Here is a 19516-nt window from a genome sequence, read left to right as displayed (position 1 = left end):
TCAGAAGACTAAATTAATAGAAAACGTATGTACATTTTGTAACCGACCAAAATCTCTGTAAGCGTAATCAAACTTAACATATGCATTAGCAAGAAGTAATTTAGAATTAATTCCGAAACCAAATGTCAATCCTCCTTCAGAATAACTGTTGAATGCCGATTGATAGCCACCGCGCAAATAAATCAGTTCTTTGAAAGAGGTTTCGAATCCAAAATTCATACTTTCATAATCGTTATTTGGATGAATTGCATCAGCAGAAAATGTAAGTCTATAAAATTCATTTTTATAAATATTAGTTGAAATACCTATTTGAAATATTAATGGTAGATCCCACGAATCCATTTCAATATTTGTCGGTATTTGGTCATTTGAACCTTCTTTGGTTGGATCAACACTAATGAAATATCTTGCATCACGTCCAGTCATCTTTAGTGAAGTACCAAAATTGTATATTGTTGCGCCGATTACCATTCCACCAAATAGATCGGTTCTGAACTTTGTACCAGCATCGATAGCAAAAGCATTAGCAGACATATGCCATATCTTTTGTTGAATATACTTCGCCGTAAAACCAATTGAGAATCTATCTGTCAAATTTCGAGCATAAGATACTCCAACCGCAATATCTCCTGCACTAAAAAATTCGCCTGTTCCTTCTGGTTTTTCAACAGTTCTCACTTGCATATCATTCATTGAAAGAGAAGTAAAACTTACACCAATATTTCCGATTTCACCAAGAGGGATTATCAGTCCCAAAAAATCAAAATTGGTTTCAGCAATCCATAAGGTATGACTGAATGTTGCTTCATAATTTTTATGGTTTGAAATTCCTGAAGGATTCCAGTATAATGCCGTAGCATCATTAGCAAAGCTCACATAAGCACCACCCATACCTACAGCAGAAGCACCTACCGGAATTTCCAAGAATGAAGCTCCTGTTGTACCTGTTTTAGATACACTTTGTGCAGTTAAATTTTTCCCAATTAATAATATTATGCAAGCAAATAAAAATGTGATATATAATTTTCTCATATTAGTCCTCGACTTACTACTTAATTACAGCAAATTTGTCGATTTTTTCTCCAATGCCAGGAGCATCCACATGATAAACATACACCCCATAAGACAAGCTCATTCCGTCCTTAGTTATAAGATTCCATGCTTCCTGTCCATCATCAATATTACTATTATGTTCAATAGTTTTTACGTGTTTGCCGCTGATTGTATATATTCGAATAGTGCATTGTTTAGGGAGATTAATAAAATAAATTAATCTATCCCCTCTGCCCACTTCAACAGTAGCGGGCTCCCACGAAGCTGCCCCTACATAAGGATTAGGAACTACTGCAATTTTATCTAGATCATTTATTGCTTTTTGCTTATCAAACTGTGGACCCTTTAAAGTAAATTCAAAATATTCACCATTTCTAAAAGGCTTTTTAGTTATTAACTTAAAAATATCTCCATACTTGGGTGGAATCTGATTAGATTCAGAAATTGTTGTGTCTTTTATAAGGGTAACAGACCATGTGACATGTAAATCTGAAAACGAAGTTGCCGGTTTGCCTGCAGAATCACCAAGAATAATAAATATTGCATCACCTTCATTGAATATTTCGTCTTGATTTACATCCCGAAAAATAAATTGATAATTCTTACCTTCCGTTACATTTCTTACTATAATGTTTGATTTTATTGGTTTACTAAAACTAGTGGCCGGGAACGACAAATCCCCCATACCAGGTTCAGTTAATTCGATTTCAAAATCGGCTGGGTAGTCAACACGTTTACTTATGTACGCCGGTGCGAACCTCGAATCAAAACCAAGTTGTACTATATAGTTGCTGTTACCTTTTTTCCAGCCACTTTTTTCATAATCAATAGTAACTATATTATCATTATTTAATGTAAACGAAAATCCATCTATAACATTTGACGTTACTACATTTTTATCCATTTTTACGTTAATCAGTGTATCGATAGTCGTATAATCTATTAATCGATAAACAGGAAAAGCCTCGTTATTATACTTTGAGTCTTCGACAAATTCTATTCTATAAGTATGATTGTCTTTAATAGAATCTGGATCAAGTATTTCAATCTTCAAATTACCCGATGATGGCCCGCTCGAAAAATAGTTTGTTACTTCAGGTGGAATATATCCTGCGGCAGGAGGTCTTGGCACTACAACAGCAGTGTTTACATCGGTTGTAATATTTCCATTGATATCTCTTTTGATAATAGTAGTAGTTTCTGAAGGTGGAATACCTTCGAAAGTCCCTTCTATTGTAGTGGTTGTATATCCCTGATCATAAGCAGCAACTGCATAATAATATGTTTGTCCATTCTGAACTGTGGAATCTATGTATGAATGTCTTAAACCTGTGTCATCCCCAAGATAAAAATGAGCACCATTAACGTCAATCGGATGCAATCCTTTAACATCATCAACAAGGTCAAATTGCGCAATTGGTTTTCTAAATGTAGCTTTACCATATGCGTCTGTTATTGTTTTACTTTCAATGAAATTTGGGTCAGTTGCTCTATAAATACGATATCCTTCAAAATTATATTTTTGATAAAATGCATCGAATGTTTTTTCTGCTCTATCATCCCAATAAAGTATAACTTTTTTATCGCCTGGAATAACTTTGACAATCGGTTTTTCGGGTGGTTTAGCAAATCGATAGCTTGCATTATAAATTTGTTGAACTGTCTTTTTTCTTCTAAATAAATCGTCTTTATCAATTCCAAAAATTAATGCCATAGAAAATCGTTGAGTCTCGCCAGTTTCTTTAACTTCACCTGCTTCAACAGAATATTTTTCTCTTCCCCACATATGAAATAAGTAGCTCGAAAAATAATTTGCAAGATTAACACCTACGAGCGATTGACCATGAGGAGTTGGTAGACCTGAGAGAACAGTCCAGTTTTCCTCATCTCTGTCAAGTTCATATTTATGAACTGGAAAGATTGCAAATCCTGTAAGACCTAATTGATCAGACTCGTCTTTATCTAAAATTCCAAAATTCGGTTCACCTTGATCAGGCTTTCCATTGCCTTCAGTACCATCATCGTCTGGACCTTTATACCCTTCGTCAAAAGGGCCAATACCGTCTGTACCAACGTCGTCATTTAATGCTTCATCTTTATCCCAGACTCCATTACTATTTCGATCATCAAATCCTCTCCAGTTGCTATTTTCATCCGCATCCCAATGTGGTTTCCAAGAGCGTCCATAGAAGATCTTAAAATTTGTTGTATCTCTACCTGGATCTAATATATAAGGATCTTCAGAAGGAGATGAAATAAAGCGGTTAGCAATGTTGTTTCTCATTTCATCAGTTAAACCGTCCAAATCGTTATCTTTGCGATCATCGGAGATTCCAGGACTTTCAAGAAATGCATAGCCAGCCATTCCAACGGGACTCCAATTTCCTGGTGAGCCTGTAGGCACTGTTGACCATGCATATGAAATATCGAGTAAGTCATCATAATCACCTGCATTATTCGATGAGTTGTCATGACCTCCGATTCCCCAGTCGATATATTGAGCAAAAAGCACTTTTTCATAATCTGTTGTGCTCATGTTGGTAATTTCATAATACCAGAAAATTACGTCCTCAGCAAGTACTTGAGACCATTGAAAACCTCTTGCTTTAACCTGCATACCCAGGCCACCTCTCTCTGGGTCATCTTTATCGGGTCTGAAGTTATTTTTAATAATATATTCTCTATCCTCGTTGTCATCAAATACGAAATAAGTTTCAACGTCTGCATTCTTGACACCTTTACCAAAAAATCCATTCCATAAACCATTCCAGTCAGATGGGCGATCGGGCCACTTAGTAGGCCAGCTTGAAGGAACGTCGCTTCTAGCTGGTATTTCGGAATAAGGAGCTGCGTAACCAGGAAGAGGCCACCATCCGTAAGTTATCCCCGTTGAAGGATCATAACGTGTAAATTCATAATAATTAGTTTCCAGAGGATGAATAACATTTCCCGCCGGATCGAAAGTCTCTGCCTGCACAATCACAGCAACACCATCAACATAAGTATGATTTGTCCCCTTAGGCCATACACCACTTCTATTTGGTTCATTTAACCAATCTGCAATCTCACCAAAATTATAATAAACTGTAGCGGCAAGATTACCATCCATATAACCTTTTCTTGTTTGATTGTGGTCCCCTTTATTTTTATCTACAACCACTTGTGCGTTCAATTCATACATGAATATCACTGTCATAAAAAAACTCAAATAAAAACAAATACTTTTTATCGAAGTCACTGCTTCCTCCTACTTAAAAGCTTATTGATGTACCAATAATAATTTGACGAGGTGATGAATAGAAGTCGGGGCGTTTAAAAAATTCCTCTAAGGTATTTACTCCACGTGGCTTTTCCTGAGCACGAGTTAATTCTAATGTGTATCCTGCACGTCCTGTATCGGTAAAGACTTCTATTTCGTTTGCAGTATCAAACAAATTATAAACTTTGATATAAAATGATAATTGCTTATTAAACAATGTAATATATTTAGTGAGATATAAATCGACATTAAATGTGGTTGGACGATTTTCACTATTCTCAAGACCTGTTCTCTGATTCTGAAATGATGGAGTATATGGTAGTCCTGAACCTATTTTACCAATTAAACTTGCAATAATATCGCCAGGCTTCCCAGCAGTTACAGTAAAATTCAGCGAATGTCTTTGATCCCAATTAAGCGGTACAAGTTGTTTATTAGCTTCAATCGGAGGATTTGCCTGAGCTTTATTAAATGCATCGTTAGGGTCCGAGGCATTCCCTTTAGCTACTTGATAAGTATAATCAAGAGTAGCACCTATACCACTTCTAAAGCGTTTTTCAAACGAAATCGTAATTCCTTTAACCGCTCCATAATCCCTATTAATTAACTTACTGAATTTTTTGAATTCGTTTTTTATATGAATTTCTGTACCAAGCAAATTACGGATGTCTTTATAGTAACCTGTAAGTGTAATGCCGAAGTCTGTGGCTAGTTCTTGTTGCAAACCAATTTCATACATAACTGTTTGTTGAGCATCAAGATCAGCATTTCCAATTGTGTTGCCAATATTTTCCGGGAAATTACCAGTCAATGGTATTCTAAAATTAGGATTACGATAAAGATACTCAAAAGGTGGTATCTGAAAAAAATGCCCATACGAAATGTGAATTGCTCCTCTATCTGTAATAGGATAAGAGATACCTATTCTTGGACTTATCTGATATTTCGATTTTGCTTTCTCCAACAAGGAATCAGGATATGGTGGGTGAAGTTGATCGAGTAATGAGATTTTATTCGCATCTTTCAGATAATATCCATCTGGTTCAAAATAATCGAATCTAATTCCTACATTGACAACAAGGTAATCCAATTCAATTTTGTCTTGAATGTAAGAAGCAAATTGAAAAGGATTGTTTTTGTAAGTGTTATAATTGAAAGAGCCTGGTTCAGGAAGTCTTGGTTTATAACCGTTCGATGCATCAATAATAATTTGAAAATCTTTATAGTCTATTTCATGATATTTAAATTCAGCACCAGTTTTTAATTGATGAATATTATTTACCTGCCATGTAAAATCAATTTTACCAGAATAGGTAGTAGTTGTATGATAAAAATGCCAATTTTGTGTTCCCCCTGTTAAAAAAGCATTGCCACTTACATCTTGCATTCTTTCTGGTTTTACATACCTTGAGTCTAAAGGGTCTTCATAAACATATTGCTTGAATTTTGTATTAAAAGCTGAAGCTAATAAATCGATAAAAGCAGAGTTGCTTAGAATATAAGTATAACTCAAACTTGTCAAAAAGCTTTCCTGAAATTTTTTATAATCTCCATCTGGATTTAATTTGAACAAATGATCGTAGTCTTTATACTCATTATTTTGATAGAGCATATTTAATATTAGCCCTTTCCCTCCTCCATCTATATTAAACGACAACTTCCCTTGAAGAGTGTAACGTTTATTAAAATTCATGGGCACATATTTATTATCGCCCGTAGCACCTATATACCATTGGGAAGGATCATTAGCAGAAAAGTTAGAAGAATCTGAGGGATTAAACATTCTTTTTCCATAAAGGTATCCATCATTATAAATGTATCTTCCGGAAATAAAAAATTTAATAAAGTTATTTAACCCCGGTATAGGTCCACTTAGATTACCCTGGAAATTATATCCATCTGAAAGAGATAAGTGAGAAATATTATCATATAAACTTTTTCTTGTAGTAAAATAATCACCTGAATAGACCGAAATATCACCCTCAATTTTATCGCTGGCTATTTTAGTTATTTGGTTTACGACACCAGATAATGCCTCGCCATACTCAGCGTTAAAAGTTCCTGTTAACACCTGAAGTTCTTGAATACTATTGACTTCTGCTGCCAAAGCAGAGGCTCCTGAATATGCATCGTTAACTGCAACGCCGTCAATAAGATATTTAACTTCATTAGCTCTTCCACCTCTGAAATGACCATTCACAACTCCCGCTTGTAAATTTATTACTGCGTGAATATCTTCTAAAGGGAGCATGGCTATTTGTTCTCCACTAACTTTTGCCTCGGTGGAGGTGAGGTCTTTTTGTACAATTGGTTTTTGTGCCGTAACAACAATATCGTTAATTGTTACAGCTTCTTCCTGCATTGTAATATCAATTCTTGTAGTCTGATCAACAGAGACTCTGATATTTTTTATAGTTACTGTTGTATATCCTACTAATGATGCTTTTATTTCATAAATACCTGGCGGAATATTGATTATAAAATAATTGCCTTCTACGTCCGAAGCAGCACCCATCGTTGTACCTAAAATAACTACATTTACGCCAATTAAAGGCTCGCCCGTCTTGGCATCTGTAATTTTTCCAGCTATTTTACCAGTAGTTCCTGCATGGGTAGAGTTAGACCCAAATATTAATGCTGCTAAAATGATTAGAATAAAAAATTTTCGATTACGAGTGAACATTAATTCACCTGCTTTTTTTTCTTAAATAAATCTGTCCACGCTCATCTAACATAAGCAGTTCAAAGATATGCGTACCCGATCAAACGGGTACGCATAAATAATTATCATATTCTATTTCAGCAAAAGCATCTTTTTAGACAAAGTAAATCCTTCTGTTTCGAGACGATAGATATAAGTTCCTGCGGAAACCTTAACACCATAATTATTTGTACCGTCCCAAGTTACTCTATGAACGCCAGCGGACTGCGCAGAATTAACTAGTGTTTTAATTTCTCTACCAAGAATATCATAAATCTTCAGTGTAACAATTCCTTCTTTCGGGAGGGTATAGCTAATGATGGTAGTTGGATTAAAAGGATTAGGATAATTCTGGAACAAATTGAATTGATTTGGTATTGCCTCCTCGGTTTCCACACCAACCAGATCGAGTTTTCTTACTTCTAAGAGATCACAATAAACTGTGCCTTTGAATCTGCTAAGAGGATGAAGTCTTACTGACAATGATTTTGCCCCTTCCTGTACAGGGACATCAACATAAAACTGCATCCAATCAAATTCACTAGCAACAGGAAACTTGAGAGGAATATCTCTCGACCAGAATTCGCCCCAACCTTCGTTATTTCCAGATGTATTATGGAATATTGGAGTTATAGCGAAACTCGCTTGATCGCCTATTTCAGCCATTTCCTGAGGATTTAAACCAGATGCTTTTAACCAAACTGAAATTCTTATCATATCACCCGCATTAACATCTTTTAATGCAGTTATATCATAAATATGTTGAGTTAGTTTTCCGCTCGGTTCATTATTTTCTCCGATCGGATATCTTACTGTGCCTACAAATCCATCGTGTGTACCTGGCAAATTCTCGAACTTCAAACTGTATCTTCCATGATATGATTCCTCATCTGTTATTTTCGTATTCTCATATCCATCACTCAATCTTCCATCGTTACCTCCTATCGGCGGCAACCAGTAAAACCATCCCGTCGGTACTCCTAGTTGCGTGTTCCAATCCTGGCCTGCCCACGCTCCGTTCCTTCCATAAAACATAAAATCATCTGCCCATACTGTCCCCGTTGCATTCTTCCCTCCTACAAACTTTATTACCGTTGTATAACTATCCTCCGGCAATATTACACTACCTACTTCATTTGTATCGGCTATCCATCCCTCACTGCTTGGCTTACTCTGGTCTATCGGTAATTTTACCTCCCCTATTAAATTACCACTCTCTCCATAAAACGTATAGCTTATCCACCAACGCTCGTCGTCATTGGCTGGATTTACATTTACTCCCTCTGTCCTTACGTAGGCTCCCAAAAATATGTCTACATCTTTATTATGCACAGGCGACCATAAATCACACATGTTTTCACTCTCCCAGTAGGCTTCTTCACCCGTTCCTGTCTTCTCTATCTTCAAGCTTCTGCCCATCGACCTGTAGTAATCTGTTGCCCATTCCAATTTTGCTCCGCTCGGCTCTCCACCCTTCTTCCAATACGACGGCAAATTATCTTCAAAACTGCCTATCTCACTTATCTGCGGCACATCCAACTTCTCTACAGTCAGGTAATCACAATATACTGTCCCTCTAAACTGCCCCAATGGATGTAATCTTATCGATAACGATTTTGCCCCTTCTTGAACTGGTATATCTACATAAAACGGCATCCAATCAAATTCACTCTTTGACGGAAATTCTATTGGAATATCCCTTGACCAAAATTCACCCCAGCCTTCATTATTCCCCGTCGTATTATGAAATATCGGAGTTATGGCAAATTTTGCTTGATCTCCTGTCTGGCTTACATGCTCAGGCTCTAAATCCTTACCTTTTATCCATACTTTGATTCTTAGAACATCACCAGCTTTTACATCGGCTCCGATCGGATATCTTACTGTGCCTACAAATCCATCGTGTGTACCTGGCAAATTCTCGAACTTCAAACTGTATCTTCCATGATATGATTCCTCATCTGTTATTTTCGTATTCTCATATCCATCACTCAATCTTCCATCGTTACCTCCTATCGGCGGCAACCAGTAAAACCATCCCGTCGGTACTCCTAGTTGCGTGTTCCAATCCTGGCCTGCCCACGCTCCGTTCCTTCCATAAAACATAAAATCATCTGCCCATACTGTCCCCGTTGCATTCTTCCCTCCTACAAACTTTATTACCGTTGTATAACTATCCTCCGGCAATATTACACTACCTACTTCATTTGTATCGGCTATCCATCCCTCACTGCTTGGCTTACTCTGGTCTATCGGTAATTTTACCTCCCCTATTAAATTACCACTCTCTCCATAAAACGTATAGCTTATCCACCAACGCTCGTCGTCATTGGCTGGATTTACATTTACTCCCTCTGTCCTTACATAGGCTCCCAAAAATATGTCTACATCTTTATTATGCACAGGTGACCATAAATCACACATGTTTTCACTCTCCCAGTAGGCTTCTTCACCCGTTCCTGTCTTTTCTATCTTCAAGCTTCTGCCCATCGACCTGTAGTAATCTGTTGCCCATTCCAATTTTGCTCCGCTCGGCTCTCCCCCTTTCTTCCAATACGACGGCAAATTATCTTCAAAGCTGCCTATTAAATTAATTCCTGATTGAGGAATAATGTTACTAAGCGGAAAAAGTAAAGCAACGGTAAAAACCAAGCCCCGAATATACTTCTTTATAAAATTCATTGGGCCTCCTTTAATTTGTTATTAAATTGATATTTAATGATGGATTTATTAGTAGATTGCTCCAAGTTGAAAAAGTCTGCAAGTTGATCAATAAATATTTTTTTTGTAGTAAGAGGTTTTACATTTATTTTACGAGAGACGAGCAACTCAACTGCATCAAAAAAGGTATATGGATTTAGAAGTGAAGAAATTAAAGTAATCTCATTTTTCACAAGAAAATAAATATCATAATTTGACGAAGCATTTGAAGGAGGTATACCAAACAATAGAATGCGTCCATCTTTTCTAAGAGTTTTAATAAGGTCTTTCAGAATTTCGGTATTACCAGAAGCTTCGATAGCGATATCAGCGCCACCGTTCAAAATATCTTTAATATTACTAACGAGAGCAGGATCAGATGGATAAAAAACAAAGTCGGCTCCAAGACTTAAAGCTATTTCCTGTTTTTTTTCTTCCGGTTCAATTACTATTATACGTGCTGCACCGTTTAATTTAGCTAGCTGTAGCATCAAAAGTCCTGTTGTACCAGCCCCCGCAATTACCACACTTTCTCCCACTTTAAGGTTAATACGGCGTACCCCATGAATACAACATGAAAGAGGTTCAGCAAATGAAGCTTCGTCGAGAGAAAAATCAGTTGGGAGTTTATAGATCTGGCTTAATGGCAGGCTTACATACTCAGCAAAACCACCATTTATATTAATGCCAATAGCTTTAAGATTTTCGCAGTGATTAATTTTTCCTTTCTTACAGTAATAACATTCTCCGCAAAAAATATTTGGGTCAATTACAACTTTATCACCGACTTTAATCCCTTGATTTTTATTATTAACATCGACTACAACACCACTAACTTCATGGCCTAATACAGTATTTCTTTTGGCATAGGCGACACCTTTAAAAATATTAATATCAGTACCACAAATACCGCAAGTATCAACCTTAACAATAACTTCGTTATTTGATGGCTTCGGAATATCAATTTCTTTTAATTCTACTTTACCTTGTTCAATGTAGTAAAGTGCTTTCACTTTTTAAGTTCCTTTGTAGATTCTCTCTTGATTAGTTCAACAGGTACCAATATTTTTTTGGTCTGATTAGTGGGAGGAGAAGACAAAATACTAACGATTAAATTCATAGCTTCAATTCCTAAATCGTCTTTCGGAACACGCATGGTAGTAAGAGGAGGATTTAAAAGTAAATCAGCTTCTACATCGTCGAAACCAATTAATGAAATATCGTCAGGAATTTTAATATTATTTTCTGAACAATATTGCATAAATCCTATTGCCATTGCATCGTTGCAGGCAAATACAGCTGTACAATCTGAGCAATTAGATAATAATTTTTTAGCAGCCGAATAACCATTTTGACGGGCGGGATAATTTTCGTCGGTAATAATTAAACGAGAGTCAACTTCAATTCCATAATATTCAAGAGCTTGTTTATATCCAACTAAACGATCAGATATACTTGGATGTTTAATATCACCGCCAACAAATGCTATCCTTCTGTGTCCCAGGTCAATAAGATGTTTCGTTGCGTTATAACCACCTCGTTGATTATCAATAAGCACTACATTATGTTCTCCGTCTTTCGGATAATAGTCGATAAACACAATGGGTATATCGTACGTCAACAATTCATCGACGAATAAATCAGGAACCCTGCCTGCTATAATTACACCGTCAACGCTTTTTTCCAATATAAAACGAGGCATAACTGGGTTTGAATCATAATTTCTATCTATAGTTGAAAGCAAGACATAGTAATCCGTATTGCGGGCGACAAATTCAGTACCTAAAAATATTTTGGTATAAAACGGTTCGGTTTTTAGAAAATGGTCATCAGTAAGTATAAAACCTATATTTCCTGTTTTTTTTGTTACCAATCCTTTTGCTGATCGGGAAGGATGATAATTTAATTCTTTAATAGCTTTAAGGACTTTATTTCGGGTTGTATTAGAAATCCTTTTGTTATTATGAATAACCAAAGATACGGTAGCAATTGAAACATTTGCCTTTTTAGCTACATCCTTGATAGTAACAGACATATGAATTTTTCTTTTGGTTAAACGTTTTACTAAACAAAAATATTTTTATTCCATCTTATTGTCAAGTAAGATTTTGCATAAAAATAAGTTACCGATTACTTAACGATTTGACGACTGTATTTGGGAAATTTTATTTTAATAATAGTTAAACGATTTAACAAATATGACTTTTACAGAAGTTTTTAATTAACATAAATAATCAAGAGAAAGGTGACTGAACCTATCCAAATCTTCAAACAGAACAGGAATTTTTAACTTTTCTGTTTATTTGAGATTACCTTCCTTTCTAAATTAAATGAGTTAATCTTTGTTCTTGTCGGTATAATCAACAGAGGATTTGTACTTTTGTATAGTGATTTGCTTCGTTAATTTTCGGAATAACTTGTCGGTAATATTTAATATCTTAAATTAAATTCTCGTAAAATCGTTTCATCAAAAGAATCTCTGTTTTATTAGCTAATTACTCAAAAGAATTTTTCGCCATCTTACCTTTTAATCTTCTCGTATTATTTTTCCTTTGATTTAACCTACCATCTCTCTTAACGACGTCTTCTGAGAATAATATACAATTTGGTACTAAACATTCTGGCACAACACTAACTTCTATAGGCGTCGGCTTTTCGTTGAGAGTTAATTGAGTAACTTATTTGTCCTTTATGTAGAAAAGCTTTACCAATTATATTGTTATATGCTTTTCTATATTCAATTGAATCTGTAATCGAAGCATCTATCTACTCATTCTTCTTTTTAGATAATTTAAATGAAGCGATACATGTAGTCGGCAAATTCCTTGTTAGACACAATGTAATTTTTTTGAGAGAGGGAATACCTATTTAGCAGCTTTGCAGATTCGTCCTATTAAAAACGTCGTTGCGCTATCTTTAAGATTATTGAATGTAATACCAAGCAGAAATATTTCACTCGAACATAAATTTTTTTGTCGATTTCGTATAATTTACTGAGAGTGCCATTGTCGACTTTTGTAACCTCCAGTACCAGCAGAAATATCACGCACCCCCCAACCGAAATAAAAGAATAATATTGATTACTCACTCGATTTACCTACTCCTTCCTGAACACTGCAGAAAAAATAATTTTAATACTTACGTAACTATATGTATTACTACGAATTGCTGCACGTGCATCATAAATTCGAAAGTCTGCGACATTCCAACTTTTCAGTAATTACTCTTATTAACTTAAGTGATTATAATAACATCGAATGAGACATGTTTATTATTATTCCATAGCTGCTCTTCTATTATTTCGCATCTATTCGGATAATTTGTTTTTCAACATCTTGTTGTATTGCTCTTTCAATGTGGAATAATCTGGAAAAACATATCAAAATATTTAATGATTTCGCCTCCCTCTTCGAAGTGTATCGATTTCAGATTTACAAAATTAATTAACCATACTTAAACATGTAGTTGCCGTCTTTACTCTAGAATAAGTATTGATGGTTTTCTATTGGTATTAAAGGTTTGTTTTTCTATTCGATGTAGTGTTTTCTTAATTTTCCATTTTTTATCTTCTACTAGTGACTTTACTGAAGCGATACCATCTATTGCTACATTTAATGGGTTATCAATTGAATAGCCGAAGTCAACTACTGGTATGTAAAATTATAACTGTTAATTATATTTTCTTACGATTATCTCTTACTAACTGTCGCATATGTATAATAATTTATGATTTATTAGTTTTTGTGCATTAACTAACATAATAAAAGTTAAATCATATAATACCCTCAATTGAGTTTCTTCGGTCGGTTCGCTAAAGCTAAACATAAATTCTCTACGGCAATAAATATTGTTACCTTACAGCTTTAACGTAAAAATTATTGGGTTATTTATTAGAAGACAAGTCGAGATGAATAATGTTAAAAGGAAAATCCTGGGATGAAATAAACATCACACTTTTCGCAGTACGCTAAAAACTTTCAAAGAAAGAAGGCTAAAGTTGTATAATTTAAGATTTTCTAGCGGAGAGGGAGGGATTCGAACCCCCGTGGCGCGTAAGCACCAAACGGTTTTCAAGACCGCCGCATTCAACCACTCTGCCACCTCTCCTAATATTTTATGTCTAAGTTTTAAAATGCGCCACCTATCCGTTTATGTCAGACAGGCGACCACACTGCCAATTTTTATCTTTAATTATGAGTCTTAATAAAAGACGGTCACAAGATTACGAAATTTTATTGAATTTCTCCATTGAAAAAAGTAGTCTTCATTTTGCCGAGTATATTTCTCGTCCAAAATTTATATGTTACTATCCGAATTATTTTTTTATTGGCATGGGACAAATCAATATCAAACAATCAGCGCGGAATATTATCGAGTCGGTCCACAAAAAAATTACGGAAAGTGGCTTTAATTCTTCGAATATTGAAGAAAAAAAATACAACTATGAATTCATAGTCAATTTCAGTGGGAAAAAAATAAAAATTCAAGTTTACTTCGGCAAAAAAGGAAACACAATTGTTCTTCAGGGTGACCAAAATTCGTACGAATATAATAGAATCAAAAGTGTAGTTTTCGACGAAAGTCCACCTGAAATTACGAATGATAATATTGAATACGATGAATATATTGGCACAGACGAATGCGGCAAAGGCGACTACTTCGGACCACTGGTAGTTGCTGCAGTCTATGTAAATAAAGAGACTTCAAAAATATTGAGGAAATTGGGAGTGCGTGATAGCAAGGATTTAAGCGATTCACGGATTAATTCATTAGCACCGGAAATTATCTCAATTATTAAAAAAGATAATTATGAGGTTTACTCGCTGGAACCTGCTGAATATAATAAAAAGTATGAAGAGTTCAGAAACCTTAACTCACTTCTCACTTACTGCCATTCAAAAGTGGTGAGCAAACTTCTAAACCGAGTAAAATGTAATCTTGTAATTACAGATAAATTCAGCAACAGAGAATTAAATATTCATCCTTCAATTAACACGGTAAATGTAAAAGTCATTATGGAAACAGGAGCTGAAAAATATACGGGTGTAGCAGCGGCATCAATACTTGCAAGGTATAAGTTTAACGAGTGGTTTATAATGCAAAAAGAGCGGTTCGGAATTGAACTGCCCAAGGGTTCATCCTTCAACGTTATAAACGCTGCTGCAAAATTTGAGACTGTAGAATTAGAAAAAATTGCTAAATTACATTTTAAAGTAACACAAAAATTACGATAATAAAACCGACTTAAAGTAAGGTGTATTATGCCAGCAAAAAAAATAAAAAGGATTGGAATCTTAACGGGCGGAGGAGATTGCCCCGGATTGAATGCAGTAATTCGAGGAGTAACAAAACCAGCTTTAGATAACGGCTTGACTGTTCTGGGCATTCTGGACGGATTTGAGGGATTGGTAGAAGGCAAAGCAATGGAGCTTTACAACAAAGACGTTTCGGGAATACTTGCAACGGGTGGAACAATTTTGGGTTCTTCAAATAAGGGCGATCCATTTCACTGGCCTGAAGAAGTGGAAGGTAAAATTAAAATAATGAATCGCTCGAAAGATGCAGTACGAAATTATGAAGCATGGAATCTCGATGCCATTATAGCAATTGGTGGCGATGGGACTATGCATATTTCACATCAGCTTAGCCAGATGGGCATGAACGTAGTTGGTGTCCCCAAAACTATCGACAACGATCTCGATGCCACTGATCTTACATTTGGACACGATTCAGCAGTTTATGTGGTAGCCGAGGCGCTCGACAGACTTCATACCACTGCTTCATCTCACCATCGTGTAATGGTTATCGAAGTAATGGGCAGATATGCCGGCTGGATAGCTTTAAACGGTGGTCTTGCAGGCGGAGCCGATGTAATTCTGATACCCGAAATTCCATTCGAATGGGAAGCAATTTATGACAAGGTTCTAATGCGCAATATGATGGGCAAACGTTTCAGTATTGTTTGCGTAGCCGAAGGCGCAAAATCTAAAGACGGCACAATGATTATGAAAGGCAAAGACATTAAACGAACCGACCCTATTCAGCTCGGTGGTATAGGCGAATATGTTGCAAAAAAAATCAGTGAGAATACGGGTCTCGAAACACGCTATACAGTTCTTGGACATCTTCAAAGAGGTGGCAGTCCAACTCCATTCGATCGTATATTATCAACAAAATTCGGTACACAAGCTATTCAGCTCGCCATTAAAGGACAGTTCGGCAAAATGGTCGCTTTGAAAGGAAATGAAATAAAAAGTGTAAATATTGTCGATGCAATTGCCAAACAAAAACACGTAAAAAAAACCGATCAGGGAGTTCTTGCAGCTAAAGCAGTTGGTGTTTGTTTCGGTACGAAAGAATTGTAATTTTTTTATGAATTTTATTATCATTGTGACATCAATAAACAATTTTTTTAAAAATATCTCACTACTTGCAATCCCGCATTCTGCGGGATTTGTTTTTATAATTATCAGGATGCAGTCAAATGTATAGACTTCTGTTATTATTTATTTTGAGCTTTTCATTAATCAATGCTCAAAGTACGTCAGGTTCAAAAGAATATAAATTTAAGTACGATTCTTTAACCGTTCAGAAAAAAAATCTTCAGCAAAACAAGTCGATTTTGAAAACCGAAATTGATTCTCTTAAAAACGAAAGTAAAAAGCTCGATTTATTAATTGAAAAAGCCGAGAGAGATATCGAAGCAATTTATATTAAAAAATTCGGACGTAAATACGGTAGCCGTGTTTATCATAAACAGATATGGAAAGGAATGACCGATAAGATGCTGAATGCTGGTTGGGGCAAGCCCGACAGAATCGAGAAAAACGTGGAAAAGTGGGGCGTTTTTACTCAGTGGTATTACGGAAAAATTATCTTCTTTTTCAGGGACGGAAAACTAATTGACTGGGAAGAAGAAAAGTAGTTTTTCTGACCGATCTTTTCGCCTTTGTCCTGAAAGAAAATCTTCTAACTAATTCGTAACTTACTGGTTACGATTTTTCTAAAATTACTTATGACATTCGATAATAAAAAAATAATAATAAAAGGGGCCAGACAACATAATTTAAAGAACATCTCCCTCGAAATACCTAAAAACAAATTGATTGTATTTACCGGCGTAAGTGGTAGTGGTAAATCTTCGCTTGTATTCGACACCATTTATGCGGAGGGACAGCGTCGTTATGTCGAAAGCCTTTCCTCTTATGCACGTCAGTTCCTCGAAAGGATGAACAAGCCTGATGTCGATATCATACAGGGCATTTCTCCAGCCGTAGCAATTGAACAGAAGACCACAGCACGGAATCCCCGCTCGACTGTTGCCACTTCCACCGAAATCTATGATTATTTACGTTTATTATTCGCCAGAATTGGAAAAACAATTTGCTTTGTTTGCGGTAACGAGGTTAAAAAAGATACGGTTACTACCGTTTGCGAGTGGCTCGAAAATCAGGATGAAAATGGCAAATACTATCTCGGCTTCCCGATACATCCGCACGAAAAACGGACTGTTATTGAAGAAATAGAATTACTGAAAAAGAAAGGTTTCTTTAGATTAATTGTAAATAATAAATTCGTCGACTTAAGCGAACTCGAAAGTTTTCAAGAATTTGCAGGAATCGATAAAAGCGATATTGTTGTTGTGCTCGACAGATTTAAGATAAAGAAGGGAAAAGTACGCGAATTATTGGCCGAGTCGATTGAGATTGCATTTAAAGAGGGCGAAGGAAGATTACTTATCGTTAACGCAGATAATTTCGAAAGGAAAAATTTCAACCGCTTTTATGAATGTTGTGGAATCAAATACGAAGAGCCAGAACCTCGATTTTTCTCATTCAACAATCCATACGGCGCATGTCCAGTCTGTCAGGGATTTGGCAAAACGATGGATTACGATATGAATTTGATAGTTCCAGATCCATCTTTAAGTATAAGCGAAGGCGCAATAGCCCCATGGCGCACTCCAAAATTCAGCAAGTATCTCAGACAATTAATAAGAAACAATAAGTATAAAATTCCCCTCGATAAACCGTTCAAGGATTTGAGCGAAAAACAGGTTGAAATTATTAAAAATGGGTACGATGGTTTCGACGGCATTGATGGCTTTTTCAAAGAACTTGAAAAGCATACGTATAAAATGCACATCCGAATCCTGCTGAGTAAATACAGAGGCTATACTGTATGTCATGCTTGCAAAGGTTCACGATTAAGAAGAGAAGCTCTCCAGGTAAAAATAAGTGGACTTTCAATTTTCGATATTGTAAAAATGTCGATAGAAAAAGCTCACGAATTTTTTCTTAACCTTCGATTGAGCGATTACGATAAAGCAATTGCACAGCGGATTTACGATGAGATTTTAAAAAGACTTACATTTTTAAACGAAGTTGGACTGGGATACCTTACATTAGACCGTCTCAGCAGTACACTTTCTGGCGGTGAAACTCAAAGAATTAATCTTGCCACGTCTCTGGGTTCTGCCCTGATGGGAACTTTATATGTGCTCGATGAACCTTCAATAGGACTCCATCCGAGAGATAATACAAGGTTGATAAAAATTCTTAAATCGCTACGGGATATTGGAAATACCGTACTTGTAGTAGAGCACGATCCTGAAATGATGAAAGAAGCCGATCTGATTTACGACATGGGACCGAAGGCAGGATTAAACGGCGGAGAAATTGTTGCCTACGGCTTATACAGTGAAATTATCAAAAATCCCAACTCGCTCACAGGCAAATATTTGTCGGGCAAACTTAAAATTCCAATACCCGAAAGGAGAAACACTTCCAAAACAGAGACTATAAAAATAATTGGTGCGCGAGAAAACAATCTAAAAAATATTACAGTCGAATTTCCCTTGAGAAAATTTGTTGTAGTTACCGGCGTGAGTGGTTCAGGAAAAAGTACACTTGTGCACGACATTCTCTACGGTGGGCTTGAAAAATTAAAGGGAGGCAATCCACCCAAAGTAGGTAAATTCGATTCAATTGAAGGAGCGCGATATATTGACAACATAGAAATCGTCGACCAGTCGCCTATCGGAAAATCACCTCGATCAAATCCGATCAGCTATGTGAAAGGGTATGAACTGATACGTGAAATATTTGCATCGACTCCACAAGCAAGAGCGCGCGGTTATAAACCTGGCTACTTTTCGTTCAATGTTCCCGGAGGTAGATGCGAAACCTGTGAAGGTGACGGTTTCGTAAAAATCGAAATGCAGTTTCTCGCAGATATATTCCTCGAGTGCGACGATTGTAAAGGTACGCGCTTCAAAAAGGAAGTGCGTGAAATTACATATAAAGGCAAAAATATAGTTGATGTACTAAATATGACTGTCGACGAAGCTCTTGAATTTTTTACGAACAACGACAAGTTAAAGGATATTTTGCAGACTCTTTCCGACGTCGGGTTGGGCTATATTAAATTGGGACAGCCCTCGACTACCCTATCAGGGGGCGAGGCACAGAGAGTTAAACTTGCTTCTCATCTTGTGCAACATCGAAAAAATCAACATACTCTCTTTATCTTCGACGAACCCACTACTGGTTTACATTTCGACGATATAAGCAAATTGCTGAAGAGTTTTCAAATGCTTATTGCAAATAAAAATTCTGTAGTAATTATCGAACACAATCTCGATGTTATAAAATGCGCCGATTACATAATAGATCTGGGGCCCGAAGCAGGTGAACGAGGCGGCGAGGTAGTTGCAACGGGCACGCCAGAAGAAATTATCGAATGCAGTAGATCGTATACCGGACAATTCCTGAAATCTTATTTAGAAAATAATTAACAGGAGG

The 19516-nt window shown here is 36.2% G+C and carries 10 protein-coding genes and 1 tRNA gene; 4 read left to right on the top strand and 7 right to left on the bottom strand.

Going from position 1 to position 19516, the window contains the following annotated elements:
- The 7 genes from ACUN8G_RS08125 to ACUN8G_RS08095 all read right to left on the bottom strand — a co-directional run bounded on the left by ACUN8G_RS08125 (window position 1) and on the right by ACUN8G_RS08095 (window position 13820).
- On the bottom strand, window positions 1–1032 hold the full coding sequence (locus tag ACUN8G_RS08125) for a PorV/PorQ family protein (RefSeq protein ID WP_437346258.1): 1032 nt from the start codon (window positions 1030–1032) through the stop codon (window positions 1–3).
- A gap of 16 nt (window positions 1033–1048) precedes the next feature.
- Window positions 1049–4249 (bottom strand): fibronectin type III domain-containing protein, encoded by a 3201-nt coding sequence (locus ACUN8G_RS08120; RefSeq protein ID WP_437346259.1) that lies wholly within the window; start codon window positions 4247–4249, stop codon window positions 1049–1051.
- Window positions 4250–4304: 55 nt separating this feature from the next.
- On the bottom strand, window positions 4305–6995 hold the full coding sequence (locus ACUN8G_RS08115) for a TonB-dependent receptor (RefSeq protein ID WP_437346260.1): 2691 nt from the start codon (window positions 6993–6995) through the stop codon (window positions 4305–4307).
- A 111-nt stretch (window positions 6996–7106) separates the two neighbouring features.
- Complete coding sequence (locus ACUN8G_RS08110) at window positions 7107–9695, bottom strand: FlgD immunoglobulin-like domain containing protein (protein ID WP_445480927.1); 2589 nt, start codon at window positions 9693–9695, stop codon at window positions 7107–7109.
- Entirely contained in the window at window positions 9692–10726 is a 1035-nt protein-coding gene (locus ACUN8G_RS08105) for a zinc-dependent alcohol dehydrogenase family protein (RefSeq protein WP_437346262.1), read from the bottom strand. The genes ACUN8G_RS08110 and ACUN8G_RS08105 overlap by 4 nt, the downstream gene beginning before the upstream one ends.
- Window positions 10723–11748, bottom strand: coding sequence for a LacI family DNA-binding transcriptional regulator (locus ACUN8G_RS08100; RefSeq protein WP_437346263.1), 1026 nt, complete (start codon window positions 11746–11748; stop codon window positions 10723–10725). Before ACUN8G_RS08100 ends, ACUN8G_RS08105 begins: the two co-directional genes overlap by 4 nt.
- Before the next feature lie 1985 nt (window positions 11749–13733).
- A tRNA-Ser gene (locus tag ACUN8G_RS08095) sits at window positions 13734–13820 on the bottom strand.
- 128 nt (window positions 13821–13948) lie between these two features.
- Between ACUN8G_RS08095 and rnhC the strand changes: the two genes are divergently transcribed.
- The 4 genes from rnhC to uvrA all read left to right on the top strand — a co-directional run bounded on the left by rnhC (window position 13949) and on the right by uvrA (window position 19509).
- Entirely contained in the window at window positions 13949–14947 is a 999-nt protein-coding gene (rnhC, locus tag ACUN8G_RS08090; RefSeq protein WP_445480926.1) for a ribonuclease HIII, read from the top strand.
- Window positions 14948–14974: 27 nt separating this feature from the next.
- Window positions 14975–16078 (top strand): 6-phosphofructokinase, encoded by a 1104-nt coding sequence (locus tag ACUN8G_RS08085; protein WP_437346265.1) that lies wholly within the window; start codon window positions 14975–14977, stop codon window positions 16076–16078.
- A 119-nt stretch (window positions 16079–16197) separates the two neighbouring features.
- A complete protein-coding gene (locus ACUN8G_RS08080; protein WP_437346266.1) occupies window positions 16198–16638 on the top strand; it encodes a hypothetical protein in 441 nt (146 codons plus the stop codon).
- 90 nt (window positions 16639–16728) lie between these two features.
- Complete coding sequence (uvrA, locus tag ACUN8G_RS08075) at window positions 16729–19509, top strand: excinuclease ABC subunit UvrA (RefSeq protein WP_437346267.1); 2781 nt, start codon at window positions 16729–16731, stop codon at window positions 19507–19509.
- The last annotated feature ends 7 nt before the right edge of the window (window positions 19510–19516 follow it).

Source organism: Melioribacter sulfuriphilus (genome assembly GCF_052656625.1).
Note: the sequence above shows the minus strand (reverse complement) of the source record. Positions and strands in the feature narration are given on the sequence as shown.